Origin of the sequence: Micromonospora citrea, assembly GCF_900090315.1 — a bacterium.
In the GTDB taxonomy this organism is placed as follows: domain Bacteria; phylum Actinomycetota; class Actinomycetes; order Mycobacteriales; family Micromonosporaceae; genus Micromonospora; species Micromonospora citrea.
Genome location: NZ_FMHZ01000002.1, coordinates 3,015,459 through 3,030,722, shown reverse-complemented (window position 1 = coordinate 3,030,722; position 15,264 = coordinate 3,015,459). Strand labels below are relative to the sequence as shown.

The window sequence follows — 15,264 nt, the reverse complement described above, 5'->3', positions numbered from 1 at the left end:
GCAGGAAAACGGCCGGGTGGCGCCTCCACCGACGGTGCGCCATCGTCACAGTGTTCCGCCTACCGGCACACGCACGGTGTACGGTGGCGCCGTCCGGCACCGCCACGCGTCGCCGGAGAGCTGGTGCCGCCCCGCCGAGGGCGGTTTGCCGCCCGCGAAACCCGAAACGTGGGCGGCGCGTTACGTTGGACATCCGGACCGCCGGGGGCCGGCGGGTCGAAAGCGGGCCCCAACCGGGCATCGCGGCCACGAGCAGGAGTGAGGTCGGGGAGAGACGTGCCGAGCAACGCTGGAACCACCCGTCTGGTCATCGTCGAGTCACCGGCGAAGGCCAAGACGATCTCGGGCTACCTCGGCCCGGGGTACGTCGTGGAGGCCAGCTTCGGCCACGTCCGGGACCTGCCGCGCAACGCCGCCGACGTGCCGGCGAAGTACAAGGGCGAGCCGTGGGCCCGGCTCGGGGTGGACGTCGACAACGGCTTCCACGCCCTCTACGTGGTCTCCGCCGACCGCAGGCAGCAGATCAGCAAGCTGGTGAAGCTGGCCAAGGAGGTCGACGAGATCCTCCTGGCGACGGACGAGGACCGCGAGGGCGAGGCGATCGCCTGGCACCTGGTGGAGACGCTCAAGCCCAAGGTGCCGGTCAAGCGGATGGTCTTCCACGAGATCACCAAGCCGGCGATCCAGGCCGCGGTGGCCAACCCGCGCGAGATCGACCGCGACCTGGTCGACGCCCAGGAGGCCCGGCGCATCCTCGACCGCCTCTACGGCTACGAGGTCTCCCCGGTGCTGTGGAAGAAGGTCATGCCGAGGCTCTCGGCGGGCCGGGTGCAGTCCGTGGCGACCCGGATCGTGGTGGAGCGCGAGCGGCAGCGGATGGCGTTCCGCACGGCGGAATACTGGGACATCCTGGCCACGCTGGCCGTGGCGAACGCCGGCGAGGGGCCGCGCACCTTCAACGCCACCCTGGTCGCGCTGAACGGCGACCGGATCGCCACCGGCAAGGACTTCGAGCCGACCACCGGCCGGGTCAAGGCCGGCGCCGGGGTGGTCCACCTCGACTCCGGCGGGGCCCGGGGCCTCGCGGCCCGCCTGGAGGGCCGGCCGTTCACCGTCACCCGGGTCGAGGAGAAGCCCTACCGCCGCCGCCCGTACGCGCCGTTCATCACCTCCACCCTCCAGCAGGAGGCGGCCCGCAAGCTGCGGTTCTCGTCGCAGCAGACGATGCGCACCGCGCAGCGCCTCTACGAGAACGGCTACATCACCTACATGCGTACCGACTCGGTGAACCTGTCGGAGACCGCCATCGCGGCGGCCCGCCGGCAGATCGTCGAGCTGTACGGCGAGCGCAGCGTGCCGCCGGAGCCGCGCCGCTACACCGGCAAGGTGAAGAACGCGCAGGAGGCGCACGAGGCGATCCGCCCGGCGGGGGACAACTTCCGCACCCCGGGCGACGTGGCCAAGGAGCTGTCGGCCGAGGAGTTCAAGCTCTACGAGCTGATCTGGCGGCGCACCATCGCCTCGCAGATGACCGACGCCGTCGGCTCCAGCGTCTCGGTGCGCATCCGCGCCGTCTCCTCCGCGCAGGAGGAGGCCGACTTCGGCGCCACCGGCAAGACCATCACCGACCCGGGCTTCCTGCGGGCGTACGTCGAGTCGAGCGACGACGAGAACGCCGAGGCCGAGGACGCCGAGCGCCGCCTGCCCAACCTGGTCAAGGACCAGCCGCTCACCGCCGACGAGCTGGCCGCGCAGGGCCACCACACCCAGCCGCCGTCGCGCTACACGGAGGCGTCGCTGGTCAAGGCCCTCGAGGAGCTGGGCATCGGCCGCCCCTCGACGTACGCGTCGATCATGCAGACCATCCAGGACCGCGGCTACGTCAACAAGCGCGGCCAGGCGATGATCCCGACCTTCCTGGCGTTCGCCGTGATCGGGCTGATGGAGCGGCACTACCCGCGCCTGATCGACTACGACTTCACCGCCAGCATGGAGAACGAGCTGGACGAGATCGCCGGCGGTGACCACGCGGCGGTCGACTTCCTCACCGCGTTCTACTTCGGCAGCGCCAACGGCGCCGGCGACCGGGACATCGCCCGCTCCGGCGGGCTGAAGAAGCTGGTCACCGAGAACCTCAGCGACATCGACGCGCGCAGCGTCAACTCGATCCCGCTGTTCACCGACGACGAGGGCCGCGAGGTCGTCGTGCGGGTGGGACGCTACGGCCCGTACCTGCAGCGGGCGGTGCCGGGCGAGCAGCCCGCGCCCGCCGCGGAGGGCGAGGAGGGCGGCGGTCAGGGCGACCGGGCGCCGATCCCCGAGGGCCTGGCGCCGGACGAGTTGACCCCGGAGAAGGTGCACGAGCTGTTCCTCGGCGGCGGGGGCGAGCGCAAGCTCGGCGACGATCCGGCCACCGGCGAGCCGATCCTGCTCAAGTCGGGCCGCTTCGGCCCCTACGTGGCCAGCGGCGAGCGCAAGTCGTCCCTGCTGCGCTCGCAGTCGCCCGACTCGCTCACCTTCGACGAGGCGCTGAAGCTGCTCAGCCTGCCCCGGCTGGTCGGTGTGGCCCCGGACGGCGTCGAGGTCTTCGCGAACAACGGCCGCTACGGCCCGTACGTCAAGCGCGGCGACGAGTTCCGCTCGCTCGACTCCGAAGAGAAGATGTTCACCGTCACGCTGGACGAGGCGCTGGCCCTGCTGGCTGCCCCGAAGACGCGCCAGCGCCGGGCCGCCGCGCCGCCGCTGCGGGAGATGGGCGTCGACCCGCTGACCGAGAAGCCGCTGGTCATCAAGGACGGCCGGTTCGGCCCGTACGTCACCGACGGGGAGACCAACGCCTCGCTGCGCCGGGCCCAGACCCCGGAGGCGCTGACCATCGAGGAGGCCTCCGAGATGCTCGCCGAGAAGCGGGCGAAGGGGCCGGCGCCGAAGAAGAAGGCCGCAGCGAAGAAGGCGCCCGCCAAGAAGGCGACGGCGACGAAGAAGACGGCAGCGGCGGCCAAGTCGACGGCCGCCAAGAAGACCGCGACGGCCAAGGCCACCACGGCGAAGAAGGCCCCAGCCAAGAAGGCGGCCCCCCGAAAGGCCACCAGCCCCGCCGACTGACGCCGCCGCCCGCTGCTGCTGCCGCAAGCGATCTTGGTGCGAGCGAGCCCGCGGAGGGGTCGTTTCGTACCAAGATCCGTCTCGACCGGGCACCTTGGTCGGGCTCGGGGTGGGTCAGCCGAGGATTCGCGTCAGGTGCGGGTTGGTGAAGAGGCGGTCGGGGTCGAGGCGGTCGCGGACGGCCTGGAAGTCCGCCCAGCGGGGGTAGGCGGCGGCGAGCGACCCCGCGTCGCGCCAGTGCAGCTTGCCCCAGTGCGGGCGCCCGCCGAGGCCCTCGGCGACCTGCTCGAACGCCCGCAGGTACGGCTCGTACGGCATGCCGACGTACTGGTGGATCGCCACGTACGCCGACTCGCGCCCGTAGCCGTGCGAGAGCCAGATGTCGTCGGCGGCGGTGAACCGCACCTCGACCGGGAAGAGCACCTTGAACGGCAGGCCGTCGACGATTCTCCGGAGCGCGCCGAGCGCCTCGCCGAGGGCCTCGCGCGGCAGCCCGTACTCCATCTCGACGAAGCGGACCCGGCGCGGGGTGCAGAACACCCGGTCCGAGCGGCCGGTGTAGCGGCGCTCGGTGAGGGCCCGGGCGGAGACGGCGCTGATGCCGGGGGCGAGCGCCGGCACGGCGCGGCCGAGTCGGCAGGCGCCCTCGAAGAGGGTGTTGGACAGGAACTCGTCGTCCAGCCAGCCGCGCCAGCGGGGCAGCGGCCGGTCGTCGGCGGGCACCCGGTCGTTGGTCTTGACCTGCACCCGGTCGGTGTAGGGGAACCAGTAGAACTCGGCGTGGTCGTGCCCCTCGACCAGCGCCGGCAGGTCGGCCAGCACGTCGTCCAGCGGCGCGGGCCGCTCGTGGGCGTGCAGCACGAAGGCGTCCACGCAGCGCAGGGTCACCTCGGCCAGCACGCCGACCGCGCCCAGCGAGACCCGGGCGGCGGCGAACACGTCCGGGTGCTCGTCGGCGGAGCAGCGCAGCACCTCGCCGGTTCCGGTGACGAGGGTGAGCGCCTCGACGAACGTCGACAGGCAGCCGTACGCGGCGCCGGTGCCGTGGGTGCCGGTGGAGATCGCCCCTGCGATGGTCTGCGCGTCGATGTCGCCCAGGTTGGGCAGGGCCAGCCCGTGCGCGGCGAGCAGGTCGTTGAGTGCGCGCAGGGTGATCCCGGCCGGTACGGTGACCAGTCGGCGATCGACGTCGACGCGTACGCCGGTGTCCAGCGCGGTCAGTTCCATCCGCCGTCCGTCGGTGACGGCGACCCCGGTGAAGGAGTGGCCGCTGCCCACCGCCCGGATCCGGTCGCCGGCCGCCGCGGCGGCGCGTACGGCCTCGGTGACGTCGGCGAGGGAGGTGGGGCGCACGGTGGCGGTGGCGGTGGCGCGTTGGTTGCCGGCCCAGTTGGACCAGCCTGCCAGGGTGGGCGGTGCGGTGCCGGCCATGCGCACTCCTCGACATGAATGTGAACTGACTTCATATCAGGAACGTTGTAGCAGGTAAATACCGCAATCGAGGTTTGCTCGTTGTACCGGTAGTCACGAACACGTGACGTGCAGATATGTTCATCCGTCGAAGGGGGGTGGCGCCGAGTGTCCACACCAGCCGCCACAGCCGGGCCGCTGCGCCGCGTACCGGTGCAGGGTCGAAGTGTCGCGCGGGTCCAGCGGATGCTGGACGCCTGCGCCGAACTCGTCGACGAGGTGGGGTACGAGGGGCTGACCACGACCCTGCTCGCCGAGCGGGCCGAGGTGGCGATCGGGTCGGTGTACCAGTTCTTCCCGGACAAGCGGGCGATCGTGCAGGCGCTCACCCTGCGCACGATGGAGTCCTACCTCCAGCGGCTCGACGAGCGTTTCGCCTCCGACGACCTGACCCACTGGTGGGACGGGGTCGACGCGGGGATCGACGAGTACATCACGATGCACCGCACCGTTCCGGGCTTCCGTACCCTGCACTTCGGCGACGTGGTCGACCTGCACCTGCTCGATGAGCAGCGGGACAACAACGGGGTGATCGCGGACCAGTTGGCCCGGGTGCTCACCGAGCGCTTCGGCCTGACCGACGTCCCCGCCCTCCGGTTCCACCTGGAGATCGCCGTGGAGACGGCCGACGCGCTGATCAAGTTGGCGTTCCGTCGGCAGCCCGAGGGCGACGACCGGGTGCTGGCCGAGGCGAAGGCGCTGATCCGGGACTACCTGCACCGCCAGGTCGACGCCCCGGCCGACGCCGGCCAGCCCGGCTGACCCGGTCCCGCCGCCCGGGGCGTGGGCGGACGGCACCGGAGACGGGTCGGCTCGCCCGGGGTGCGCGCCGGGGCCGGCGAGAGGTGCGAACTGACGGAACCGCCCGGGGTGCGCCGGGGCGGTGTAGGTGTGAACTGGAGGAACCGCCCGGGGGTGCGCCGGGGCGGTGAAGGTGGGAACAGGCGGAGCCGCCCGGGGTGCGCCGGGCGCGGCAGGACGGCCCGGGTGCGCGGGGCCGGTGAGTCTCAGAGGAAGGCGTGGCCCTCGCCCCGGTAGGTGGGCACGGTGGCCACGACCGCGTCCCCCTCGACCAGGTGCAGCTCGTTCACGTGCTCGCACAGCTCGCCGGCCTTCGCGTGCCGGAACCAGACGCGGTCGCCGACCCGTAGCGTGGCGGCGGCGGTGCCGGCCAGCGGGGTCTGCACCTCGCCGGCCCCCTCCGTGCCGACCAGCTTCAGCCCGCCGGGCAGCCACGGGCGGGGCAGCCGGCTGCCCTCCGCCGGCCCGGAGGCGATCCAGCCGCCGCCGAGCACGGTGGCCAGGCCGGGCGCCGGGCGGCGTACCACCGCGCAGGCGAAGAACGCCGCCGGGGTGGGGCGCCACGCACGGTACGCGTCGAACAGCGTCGGCCCGTACAGGCCCGATCCCGCGGTGACCTCGGTGACCGCGGGATCGGCGCTGGTCGCGGCCACGCTGCCGGTGCCGCCGCCGTTGACGAACTCCAGGTCGGCGTGTTCGCGTACGGCGGCCACCGCCGCGCTCCGGCGGGCCAGCAACTCGCGGTACGACCCGCGCTGGGCCAGCCGGATCGCGGAGCCGAGCACCGCCCTCCCGGGCGGCGCGTCGCCGAGGCCGGCGATCTGCGCCTCGTACGCCATCAGCCCGACCAGCCGGAAGCCGGCGCGGCCGGCGACGGTGGCGGCGAGGGCGCCGGCCGCCCGCGCGCTGTGCACCGGTGAGCGGCGCACCCCGACGTGCACCCGTCCGCCCAGCGGTCGCCAGGAGGCGTCCAGGTCGAGGCAGACCCGCAGCTCGGGGCGGCGGCCGGGCGGACACACGGCGTCTACGAGGTCGAGCTGGTCGGTGCCGTCGACCATCAGCGTGACGGCTGCGGCCAGCGCCGGGTCGGCGGCGAGCCCGGCGAGCGCCCCCCGGTCGGCCGTGGGGTACGCCACCAGCGCGTCGTCGGTCACACCGGCGCGGACCAGCCAGATCGCCTCGGGCAGGGTGAACGCCATCACGCCGTGCCAGCCCGGTCGGCCCAGCGCCCGGCCGATCAGCTCGCGGGAGCGGACCGACTTGCTGGCGACGCGGAGCGGTTTGCCGGCGGCGCGGTCGACCAGCGCGGCGGCGTTGCCGTCGAAGGCCGCGAGGTCCACCACCGCGTAGGGCGGGTCGAGGTGCGCGGTCGCCCGGTCGAGGCGCTCACGAAGTTCGTCGCTTTCGGTGGTGGCCACGTCTGCACGCTAACTGTCTGGGAGTCAATGCGAAATACCCTCGCGTCTGTCCGGGCTGACGGCGGCGGTCGCGGCGGCCTAGGCTCGGCGAGCAGGAGAATGTCGCGGCGGGGGAGGTCCCCGCCGGGTCTAGAGTGTTCCACCGGGACTGCCCAGCGATGGGCCGGCACGTGGAGGTACGGCCATCGAAAGCCAGTTCAACGGCGAGTCGCCCGGCGTGTCGCCGTCCTCGAACAAGCCCGGGGCCGCCGAGAAGCCCGGGGCCGACCTGTCCGGCTACGCGGGCATCCGCTCGGTGCTGCGGATCACCCCGTTCCGCCGGCTCTGGATCGTGCTCGGCGCGGCCTCCTTCGGCGACTGGTTCGGCCTGCTCGCCACGTCGGTCTTCGCCGCCGCCCAGGTCGAGGGGAGCACGGCGAAGGGTGCCGCCTTCGGTGGCGTCATCGCCATCCGGCTGCTGCCGGCGCTGGTGCTCGGCCCGATCGCCGGCGTGCTGGCCGACCGCTTCGACCGCCGCTGGACGATGGTCATCTGCGACGTGCTGCGCTTCCTGCTCTTCGCCTCGATCCCGCTGGTCGCGCTGCTCGGCGCCCCCGGCGGGGTGGTGGTCGGCTGGGCGGCGATCGCCACCTTCCTGATCGAGTCGCTCACGCTGCTGTGGATCCCGGCCAAGGAGGCCGCGGTCCCCAACCTGATCCCGCGCGCCCGGCTGGAGGCCGCCAACCAGCTCACGCTCATCACCACGTACGGCCTCACGCCGGTCCTCGCCGCGCTGATCCTCGCCGCGCTCGACGGCATCGTGCGGGCGGCCACCGGCGGCTCGACGCCGGACTGGGCCGAGCCGGCGCAGTTGGCGCTCTGGTTCAACGCGTTCTCCCGGCTGGCCACCGCGCTGGTGGTGGCGTACGGCATCAAGGAGATCAGCCAGGGGCAGTCCGACGAGCGGGAGCGCACCGAGCAGAGCATGCTGCGCCAGTTCAAGGAGGGCTGGCGCTACATCGGGCAGACCCCGCTGGTCCGCGGCCTGGTGCTCGGCATCTTCGGCGCCTTCGCCGGCGGCGGCATCGTGATCGGCACCGCCAAGTTCTTCGCCACCTCGCTGGGCGCCGGCGACGCGGCCTTCTACCTGCTCTTCGGCGCCATCTTCATCGGCCTGGCCCTCGGCATCGGGCTCGGCCCGATGATCGTCAAGGACATGTCCCGGCGGCGCTGGTTCGGCATGAGCATCGTGCTGGCCAGCGCCTCGGTGATGGCCCTGGCCTTCGCCATCCACCTGTCGATGGCGATGGTCGGCGCGATCCTGGTCGGCGCGGGCGCCGGGATGGCCTTCCTGTCCGGCACCACCCTGCTCGGCGGGGAGATCGCCGACGAGGTGCGCGGCCGGGTCTTCGCCGTGGTGCAGATCGGCACCCGGCTGGTGCTGATCCTCGCGATCGGCCTGAGCAGCCTGCTCGCCGGTGTCGGCGGCTCGCGCCGGCTGGAGCTGGCCGACCTGGGCGTCTCGATCTCGTCCACCCGGCTGCTGCTGCTCGCCGCCGGCGCCGCCGGCATCTTCGCCGGGGTCAGCGCGTTCGGGCAGATGGACGACAAGAAGGGCGTCCCCGTCCTGGCCGATCTCTGGGGCTCGATCCGGGGCCGCCCGCTGATGCCGGCCGAGCCGTTCGTCTCCGCCGGCCTCTTCGTGGTCTTCGAGGGCGGCGAGGGCGCCGGCAAGTCGACCCAGCTCACCGTGCTCGCCGAGCGACTGCGCGGGCAGGGGCGCGACGTGGTCGTCACCCGCGAGCCGGGCGCCACCGCCGTCGGCGAACGGATCCGGTCGCTGCTGCTCGGCGCGCCCGGCTCCGACGTGCCGTCGCCGCGCGCCGAGGCGCTGCTCTACGCCGCCGACCGGGCGCACCACGTGGCCACCGTCGTCCGGCCGGCGCTCGTCCAGGGCGCGGTGGTGATCAGCGACCGGTACGTCGACTCGTCCCTCGCCTACCAGGGGGCGGGGCGGACGCTCCCCGTCGACGAGGTCTCCTGGCTCTCCTCCTGGGCAACCGGCGGGCTCAAGCCCGACCTGGTGGTGCTGCTCGACGTCGACCCGCGCACCGGCCTGTCCCGGGTCGCGGCCCGCGCCGAGGCGGCCGACCACGTGGAGGCCGAGTCGGTCGCCTTCCACGAGCGGGTCCGGTACGCCTTCCTCGACCTCGCCGCCGCCGACCCGAAGCGCTACCTGGTGCTCGACGCGTCCCGCCCGGTCGAGGAGATCGCCGAGCAGGTGGCCCGGCGGGTCGAGGAGATGCTCGGCGCCCCCGGCGGCATCGTGCACCCGCGCCCCGCGCAGGGGCCGGACACCTCGGTGCAGCCGGAGTTATCCGAATCGGAGCTGGTGACGATGGAGCATCGGACCTGATGCCGGACGTCTTCGCCGACCTGGTCGGGCAGGACGAGGCGGTCGACACGCTGCGCCGCGCCGCCGCCTCGGCGGCCGCCGTGCTGCGCGTCGCCGCCGCCCCGCCCGCGACCGAAGCCGCCGGGGACGAGTTCGACGCGCTCGCCGAGGAGGCCGACAGCGCGGGCGTCGAGGGCGCGTCGGCGGGTGCCGTCGATCCCGGGGCGGGGATGACGCACGCCTGGATCTTCACCGGGCCGCCCGGGTCGGGGCGGTCGGTGGCGGCCAGGGCCTTCGCCGCCGCCCTCCAGTGTGCGTACGGCACCGGCTGCGGCCAGTGCCAGGGCTGCCACACCACGACGGCCGGCACCCACGCCGACGTCCGGCTGGTCGTGCCGGAGGGGCTCTCCATCGGCGTCAACGAGATGCGGGCGCTGGTGCTGCGCGCCGCCAGCACCCCGTCGGGCGGGCGCTGGCAGGTGGTGATCATCGAGGACGCGGACCGGCTCACCGAGGCCGCCGGCAACGCGCTGCTCAAGGCCGTCGAGGAGCCGCCGCCGCGTACGGTGTTCCTGCTCTGCGCCCCGTCCACCCACCCGGACGACATCTCGGTGACCATCCGGTCGCGCTGTCGGGTCGTACCGCTGCGGCAGCCGGCGGCCGACGCGGTGGCCGAAATGCTGGTCCGCCGCGACGGCGTGGCGCCCGACGTGGCGCGGTGGGCGGCGGCGGCCGCGCAGGGGCACGTGGGCCGGGCCCGTCGCCTCGCCCGCGACCCGGAGGCGCGTACCCGCCGGGAGGCCGTGCTCGCGGTGCCGCGCCGGCTGACCGGCGTGGGCGCCGCCTTCGACGCCGCGTCGGCGCTGATCGAGGCGGCGGAGGCGGAGGCGGCGGCCTCCGTGGCGGAGACCGACGCCGCCGAGCGGGCGGCGCTGGAGACCGCGCTCGGCGCGGGCGGCACCGGGCGGGGCGCGGCGGGCGCGATGCGAGGCGCCGCCGGCCAGCTGAAGGAGCTGGAGAAGCGGCAGAAGTCGCGGGCCACCCGGGCGCAGCGCGACGCGCTGGACCGCGCCCTGGTCGACCTGGCGGGGTTCTACCGGGACGCGCTCACCATGGCGCTGCGCGCCCCCGTGGCGCCGGTGCACACGGACACCGCCGCGCTGGCCGGGGCGGGCGCGCAGAAGTGGGACGCCGAGGGGGCGCTGCGCCGCCTGGAGGCGGTGCTGGAGTGCCGGGCGGCGATCGAGGCGAACGTCAAGCCCCGGATCGCCGTCGAGGCGATGATGCTCGCGCTCTGGAAGGGCTGACCCGGAGCGGATCCCCTGCGCAGGGCCCGTCCCCGCCGTCCCCGGCCGGGCCAGGTCCCGTCGGCCGGACCGGCTGTCCACAGGCATCGACAGCCGCAATTGCTGTGCGGTACGGTCCGGTGTGCCGTGGTGACGGTGGTGGCACGCTCAGTGATGGCCTGTCCGGGGAGGAGTCCGCCGATGCCGCGGGGCGAGATCGACGAGGCCTGGATCGAGGAGGCGGTGCGCCGCTACCGCCGGATCGAGTCGCTCCAGGCCGAGTTCGACCAGGCGGTGGCGACGGTCGAGGTCACCGTCCGGTCGCCCGACGGGCTGGTCGAGGTCGTGGTGACCGCCGGCGGCCGGATCACCGACGTCCGGTTCCTCGGCCCGCTGCACACCCGCAGCCCGCGGGACGTCGCCAACTCCGTGCAGGCCGCGGTCACCGCCGCCGCCGACGCCGCCGAGTGGGCCCGGGAGAAGCTGCACAACGAGACCTTCGCCGCCTACCGTCCGCTGGCGGGAGCCTGAGATGGAGAGTCTGCGCGCCCTCGCCGCCCGGCTCGACCAGGCGAGCGAGACCATGACCGCCGTGTCCCGCACGGTCACCGCCGGCGACCCGCCGCAGGCCGCGTTCGGCGCCGACGCCCCCGGCCGGCCCGGCGAGATCGGGCGGGCCCTGCACCGGCAGTGGATCGCGGCCACCGGCGACCGGGCCCGCGAAGCGCACGTCGCCGCCCAACGGCTGGCAACCGCCGCGGCGGCGGTGCGGGCCGCCGCCGACCACTACGCCGACGTCGACCGGAGCGTCCGCCACCGGCTGGCCGGGGAGGCGTGATGGACACGCTCGACCGGCTCGCGGAGCCCGGGCTCGACCTGCTGCGCCGGGTCGACATGCTGCTCGCCGCCGGGGCACCCGAGAACCACCGGGTCTGGCCGCTGCTGCGCCGGCTGCAGGTGCTCCCCGGCGAGGCCGTCCGGCACTTCCTCGACCTGCACCCGGCGCCGCTGACCGCCGCGGGCCACTCGGTGCGCCGGCTGGTGCCCGGCTACGACGACGCCTCCGCCGCGCTGACCGACCCGGTCCTCTGGTCCGGCCCGGCCGCGTCGGCGTACGGGCAGTCCCGGTCGGCCCTGCTGCGCCACCTCGACGAGGGGCCGGAGAGCCTGGTCGGGCGGCTGGAGTCGACCGCCGGCTACGCCGAGGCGCTCGCCGACTGGGTGGAGGGCAGCCGGCTGGCGCTGGCCCGCGCGCTGGCCGACGTGCTGCGCTCCGCCGAGGCGGTGGCCGTGGTCGCGGCGACCTCGACGGCGGGCGGCGGATCGGGGCGCGCGGCGCAGGCCGGGCCGGGCGGCATCGAGGCCGCCGAGATCGCCGCGCGGGTGCTGGCGGTGCTCTGCGTGGCGTACGACGGGGCGGAGACGCTGTTGCGGCAGTGGGGGCCGAGCCTGGCGGAGTCGCGCTGGCGTGAGCCGTTGACCGACCGGCCCCGCTACGACACCCCGACGCGGATCGGCTGGTAGCCCTCCCCGGGCGACGGCCCCCCCTGGCGGCCCTCCCCGGGGCGAGGGCCCGGCGAAGTCGGGTGCGGGGTCGGCGGCTTCCGCCGGGCTCCACACGGCGCACGGCGTCGCGCGCGGGACCCGGTCCGACCGGGATCCGGCGACGACGCCGTGGCCTTTCCCCCTGCACCCCCCGCAGGTCTGCCTCCACTCAACGCCCCCCGTGCCCGTTTGTCCCGTACGGCGGACAGGATTCAACCGTCCGGGCGAGGGGCAACGGCACGACGAGGTGGGCCGCGGGTCGGTCGAGTCGACGAGCGTGAATGGCTGCACGGCGTAGTCGGACCGCGACGGCCGGCCGCGCCGCGGGCGCCGGACCGTCGTAGGGTGGGAGCCATGGGCATGCTCTGCGCGGTCAGCTTCCAGCGGTACGGGCGCCTCTACTACCTCGACCCCGGCGAGTGGAGCCCTCAGGTCGGCGACAAGGTGCTGGTGCCGACCGACGACGGCCCCGAGGTGGCCGAGTGCGTCTGGGCCGCGCAGTGGGTCTCCGAGGACACCGACGGCTTCCCCCGGCTGGCCGGGCTGGCGCAGGAGGAGGACCTGCGCCGCGACGAGGCGCTGCGCCGGCGCAAGGCCGAGGCGAAGGTCGCGGCGAAGCGGCTGATCCGGGAGCACGGCCTGCCGATGAAGGTGGTTGCGGTCGACCACGTGCTCGGGGCCGCCGAGGGCGGCGGCGAGCGGAGCACCATCTACTTCACCGCCCCGCACCGGGTGGACTTCCGCTCCCTGGTCCGGGACCTGGGGGCCACCCTGCACTGCCGGGTGGAGCTGCGTCAGCTCTCCGCCCGCGACTCGGCGCGGGTGCAGGGCGGCATCGGCTCGTGCGGCCGCGACCTCTGCTGCGCCACCTTCCTCACCGACTTCGAGCCGGTGACGATCCGGATGGCCAAGGACCAGGACCTGCCGCTCAATCCGCTGCGCATCTCCGGCGCGTGCGGGCGGCTGATGTGCTGCCTCAAGTACGAACATCCGCTCTACCAGCGGTTCCAGGAATCCGCCCCGGGGATCGGCACGCGGGTGTCGACGCCGGAGGGGGAGGGCCGCGTGGTCGGCCACAGCGTCCCGCGCGACTCGGTCACGGTCCGCCTCGACGCCGACGGCTCCCGCTGCTCCTGCTCCCGCGCCTCGGTCTGCGGGCCCCGCCAGGCCCACGACCAGCACTACAACGCCTGACCACCCCGCCCGGGGAGGGAAGGGACAGGTCAGGGGAGGGTCGTCGGGGGTTCGGCCAGGCGCGGGCGGAGGGGGTGCCTCGGGACCAGCCAGGAGGATTCCGGGGACTGGTCCGGGTTGACCTGCCAGTCGCGGGCCACCCGGTCCACGGCGATCGGATAGATGGTCAGCGTGCCGTCGGGGTCGATGCGCAGCCGCAGGAACGCCTTCGCGTCCTCGATGCCCTGCCCCGCGAAGAGCTCGTTGACGTTCACCCCGAACGCGCCGGCCACCAGCAGGTACGCGGCGACCAACTGGCTCGCCACCAGCCCGATCACCGGGCCGTAGACCACCGCCGCCGCGACCGCCGGCAGCGGCCACGGCCAGTCGTAGAGGGGCAGCGCCAGCCAGACCCAGGTGCCGGCGGCGGCCAGCCCGACGTGGGCCAGGCCGTGGCCCACGCCGAGGATCCAGTGCCGCGCGTGCCGCTTCCCGCCCGAGCTGGGTGGCTTGGCGAAGAATCCCGCGCCGAGCAGCGTGACGACCAGCATCGCCACCAGCGGGACGCTGAACAGCCGCTGCTCCGTCCCGGTCCGGTTGCTCACGACGCCGGCCATCGCCAGCATCAGCAGCGTGTGCAGCGTGCCGAGCAGGGTGGTGAAGCCCGGGTTGCGCAGCGGCAGCCGGGGGAAGATCCCCCAGCCGTACCGTCGGGAGCGGGCGGCGTCCGGGTAGCGGCCGGCGAGGTCGTACGTGCGGGAGGTGCTGGCCCGCCGGGCGAGGGTGTCGCGCGGCGGCACCTCGATGCGCTCCGGGAGCTTGTGCGTGGGGTAGAGGTACGCGCCGCCGCCTCCGCAGGTGATCAGCTGCCGGTCCGGGCCGGCGTACCGGGCGTAGTGGTGCAGGTCGCCGGAGATCAGCAGCCGCACCTGGGCCCCGGTGGGCGCGACGATCGTACGGACGAAGTAGTCGATCGAGTCGTACGCCGTGGGGTGGTCGGCGGCCTTGACCCACGTCGGCGCCGGCACGACCAGGATCACCCGGCTGCGCGGGCCCAGCCGCTCGGCGACCTTGTCGAAGTAGGTGAGCTGCGGGTCGTCCAGGTAGGAACCGGACTGGTCGTCGAGGCCGAGCAGCCACCAGTCGGCGGGCAGCTCGACGGCGAAGTACGAGCGGGACTGGCCGGTGTCCCAGCCGCCGAAGTGCCGGTCCCGCGAGCGCACGAACAGCCGCAGGAAGGCGGTCAGGCCGTCGTACCAGTCGTGGTTGCCGGGCACGGCGAAGAGCGTCGGCCGCTCGGGCGGGGTGACGGGCAGCGCCGCCTGGTAGGGCCCCTTGCACCGGTCCTCGTACGCCTCGAAGGCCGCCGACGGGTAGACCTGGTCGCCGCCCATCACCAGGGTCTGCGCCCGGGGCAGCCGGTGCCCGTCGACCTCCAGCTCCCGCTGGGCGAGCAGGTAGGCGATCGAGTAGGTGGCGTTGAAGCCGTCGCCCAGGTCGGCCACGTAGTCCAGCCAGAGCCCGCCGTCCGGCCCGACCTGCCGCGCGATGCCGGCGTCGAGGGAGTTCTGCAGCTCCCGCTTGTCCAGGTACGCCCCGAAGAGCATCGCCAGCAGCGTACGGATGCCGGTGCTGATCAGCAGGAAGGGCGCGAGCCACGGCACCGGCTTGCGCGGGGTGAAGCCCAGCTCGCGCGGGTCGGTGCTGCGCGGCCGGCGCGCCGCCCGCCCGCCGGCCGCCTCGCTCGCGTGCGGGCTCTCCGCCGCGCCGTCCAGCCGGTCCTCGTCGGGGGCGCGATCGTCGGTCACCCGCCGCAGCGTAGTCCGGGCTCGCTGCGACCGCAGTCCGGCCGGGCGCACGGTTCGGGCCCGGGTGTCCGGATCGGTGGGCGCGGGAGGGGTATCCGATTCGGCCGGCGGCGGGGCGTGCCGTACACTTGACGATCGTTGCCGCCTTAGCTCAGTCGGCTAGAGCGACGCACTCGTAATGCGTAGGTCGACGGTTCGATTCCGTCAGGCGGCTCCACAGAAAGGCCCAGGTCACCGGCTTGATCGCCGATCATGACCTGGGCCTTTTGCTTGTCGTCGCGAGG

At 74.1% G+C, this 15,264-nt stretch carries 11 protein-coding genes and 1 tRNA gene; 9 read left to right on the top strand and 3 right to left on the bottom strand.

Annotated features, from left to right (window positions below):
• The first annotated feature begins 276 nt into the window (after window positions 1-276).
• Window positions 277-3,105 (top strand): type I DNA topoisomerase, encoded by a 2,829-nt coding sequence (gene topA / locus GA0070606_RS13850; protein WP_091099095.1) that lies wholly within the window; start codon window positions 277-279, stop codon window positions 3,103-3,105.
• Window positions 3,106-3,219: 114 nt separating this feature from the next.
• On the opposite strand, the gene GA0070606_RS13845 is transcribed toward topA, so the two are convergent.
• Complete coding sequence (locus GA0070606_RS13845) at window positions 3,220-4,536, bottom strand: D-arabinono-1,4-lactone oxidase (RefSeq protein ID WP_091099092.1); 1,317 nt, start codon at window positions 4,534-4,536, stop codon at window positions 3,220-3,222.
• A 225-nt stretch (window positions 4,537-4,761) separates the two neighbouring features.
• Between GA0070606_RS13845 and GA0070606_RS13840 the strand changes: the two genes are divergently transcribed.
• Window positions 4,762-5,337, top strand: a complete 576-nt coding sequence (locus GA0070606_RS13840) for a TetR/AcrR family transcriptional regulator (RefSeq protein WP_091099088.1) — start codon at window positions 4,762-4,764, stop codon at window positions 5,335-5,337.
• Between the two features lie 245 nt (window positions 5,338-5,582).
• Here GA0070606_RS13840 and GA0070606_RS13835 read toward each other — a convergent pair whose 3' ends face one another.
• Window positions 5,583-6,794 (bottom strand): amino acid deaminase/aldolase, encoded by a 1,212-nt coding sequence (locus GA0070606_RS13835; protein ID WP_091099085.1) that lies wholly within the window; start codon window positions 6,792-6,794, stop codon window positions 5,583-5,585.
• Between the two features lie 286 nt (window positions 6,795-7,080).
• Between GA0070606_RS13835 and tmk the strand changes: the two genes are divergently transcribed.
• The 6 genes from tmk to GA0070606_RS13805 all read left to right on the top strand — a co-directional run bounded on the left by tmk (window position 7,081) and on the right by GA0070606_RS13805 (window position 13,193).
• Entirely contained in the window at window positions 7,081-9,189 is a 2,109-nt protein-coding gene (gene tmk / locus GA0070606_RS13830; RefSeq protein WP_425413095.1) for a dTMP kinase, read from the top strand.
• Window positions 9,189-10,475, top strand: coding sequence for a DNA polymerase III subunit delta' (locus GA0070606_RS13825; RefSeq protein ID WP_091099081.1), 1,287 nt, complete (start codon window positions 9,189-9,191; stop codon window positions 10,473-10,475). Before tmk ends, GA0070606_RS13825 begins: the two co-directional genes overlap by 1 nt.
• A 180-nt stretch (window positions 10,476-10,655) precedes the next feature.
• Window positions 10,656-10,985 (top strand): YbaB/EbfC family nucleoid-associated protein, encoded by a 330-nt coding sequence (locus tag GA0070606_RS13820; RefSeq protein ID WP_091099077.1) that lies wholly within the window; start codon window positions 10,656-10,658, stop codon window positions 10,983-10,985.
• A gap of 1 nt (window position 10,986) precedes the next feature.
• The gene (locus tag GA0070606_RS13815; protein WP_091099073.1) at window positions 10,987-11,292 is read left to right on the top strand and encodes a hypothetical protein; all 306 of its coding nucleotides are present in this window, start codon (window positions 10,987-10,989) and stop codon (window positions 11,290-11,292) included.
• Complete coding sequence (locus GA0070606_RS13810) at window positions 11,292-11,978, top strand: hypothetical protein (RefSeq protein ID WP_091107701.1); 687 nt, start codon at window positions 11,292-11,294, stop codon at window positions 11,976-11,978. The genes GA0070606_RS13815 and GA0070606_RS13810 overlap by 1 nt, the downstream gene beginning before the upstream one ends.
• Window positions 11,979-12,353: 375 nt before the next feature.
• Window positions 12,354-13,193, top strand: a complete 840-nt coding sequence (locus tag GA0070606_RS13805; protein WP_091099070.1) for a PSP1 domain-containing protein — start codon at window positions 12,354-12,356, stop codon at window positions 13,191-13,193.
• Window positions 13,194-13,222: 29 nt separating this feature from the next.
• Here the strand turns inward: GA0070606_RS13805 and GA0070606_RS13800 are convergent, their stop codons facing one another.
• Window positions 13,223-14,980 (bottom strand): metallophosphoesterase family protein, encoded by a 1,758-nt coding sequence (locus GA0070606_RS13800; RefSeq protein ID WP_425413044.1) that lies wholly within the window; start codon window positions 14,978-14,980, stop codon window positions 13,223-13,225.
• 140 nt (window positions 14,981-15,120) lie between these two features.
• Here GA0070606_RS13800 and GA0070606_RS13795 point away from each other — a divergent pair.
• Window positions 15,121-15,197: transfer RNA gene (locus GA0070606_RS13795), tRNA-Thr, on the top strand.
• The last annotated feature ends 67 nt before the right edge of the window (window positions 15,198-15,264 follow it).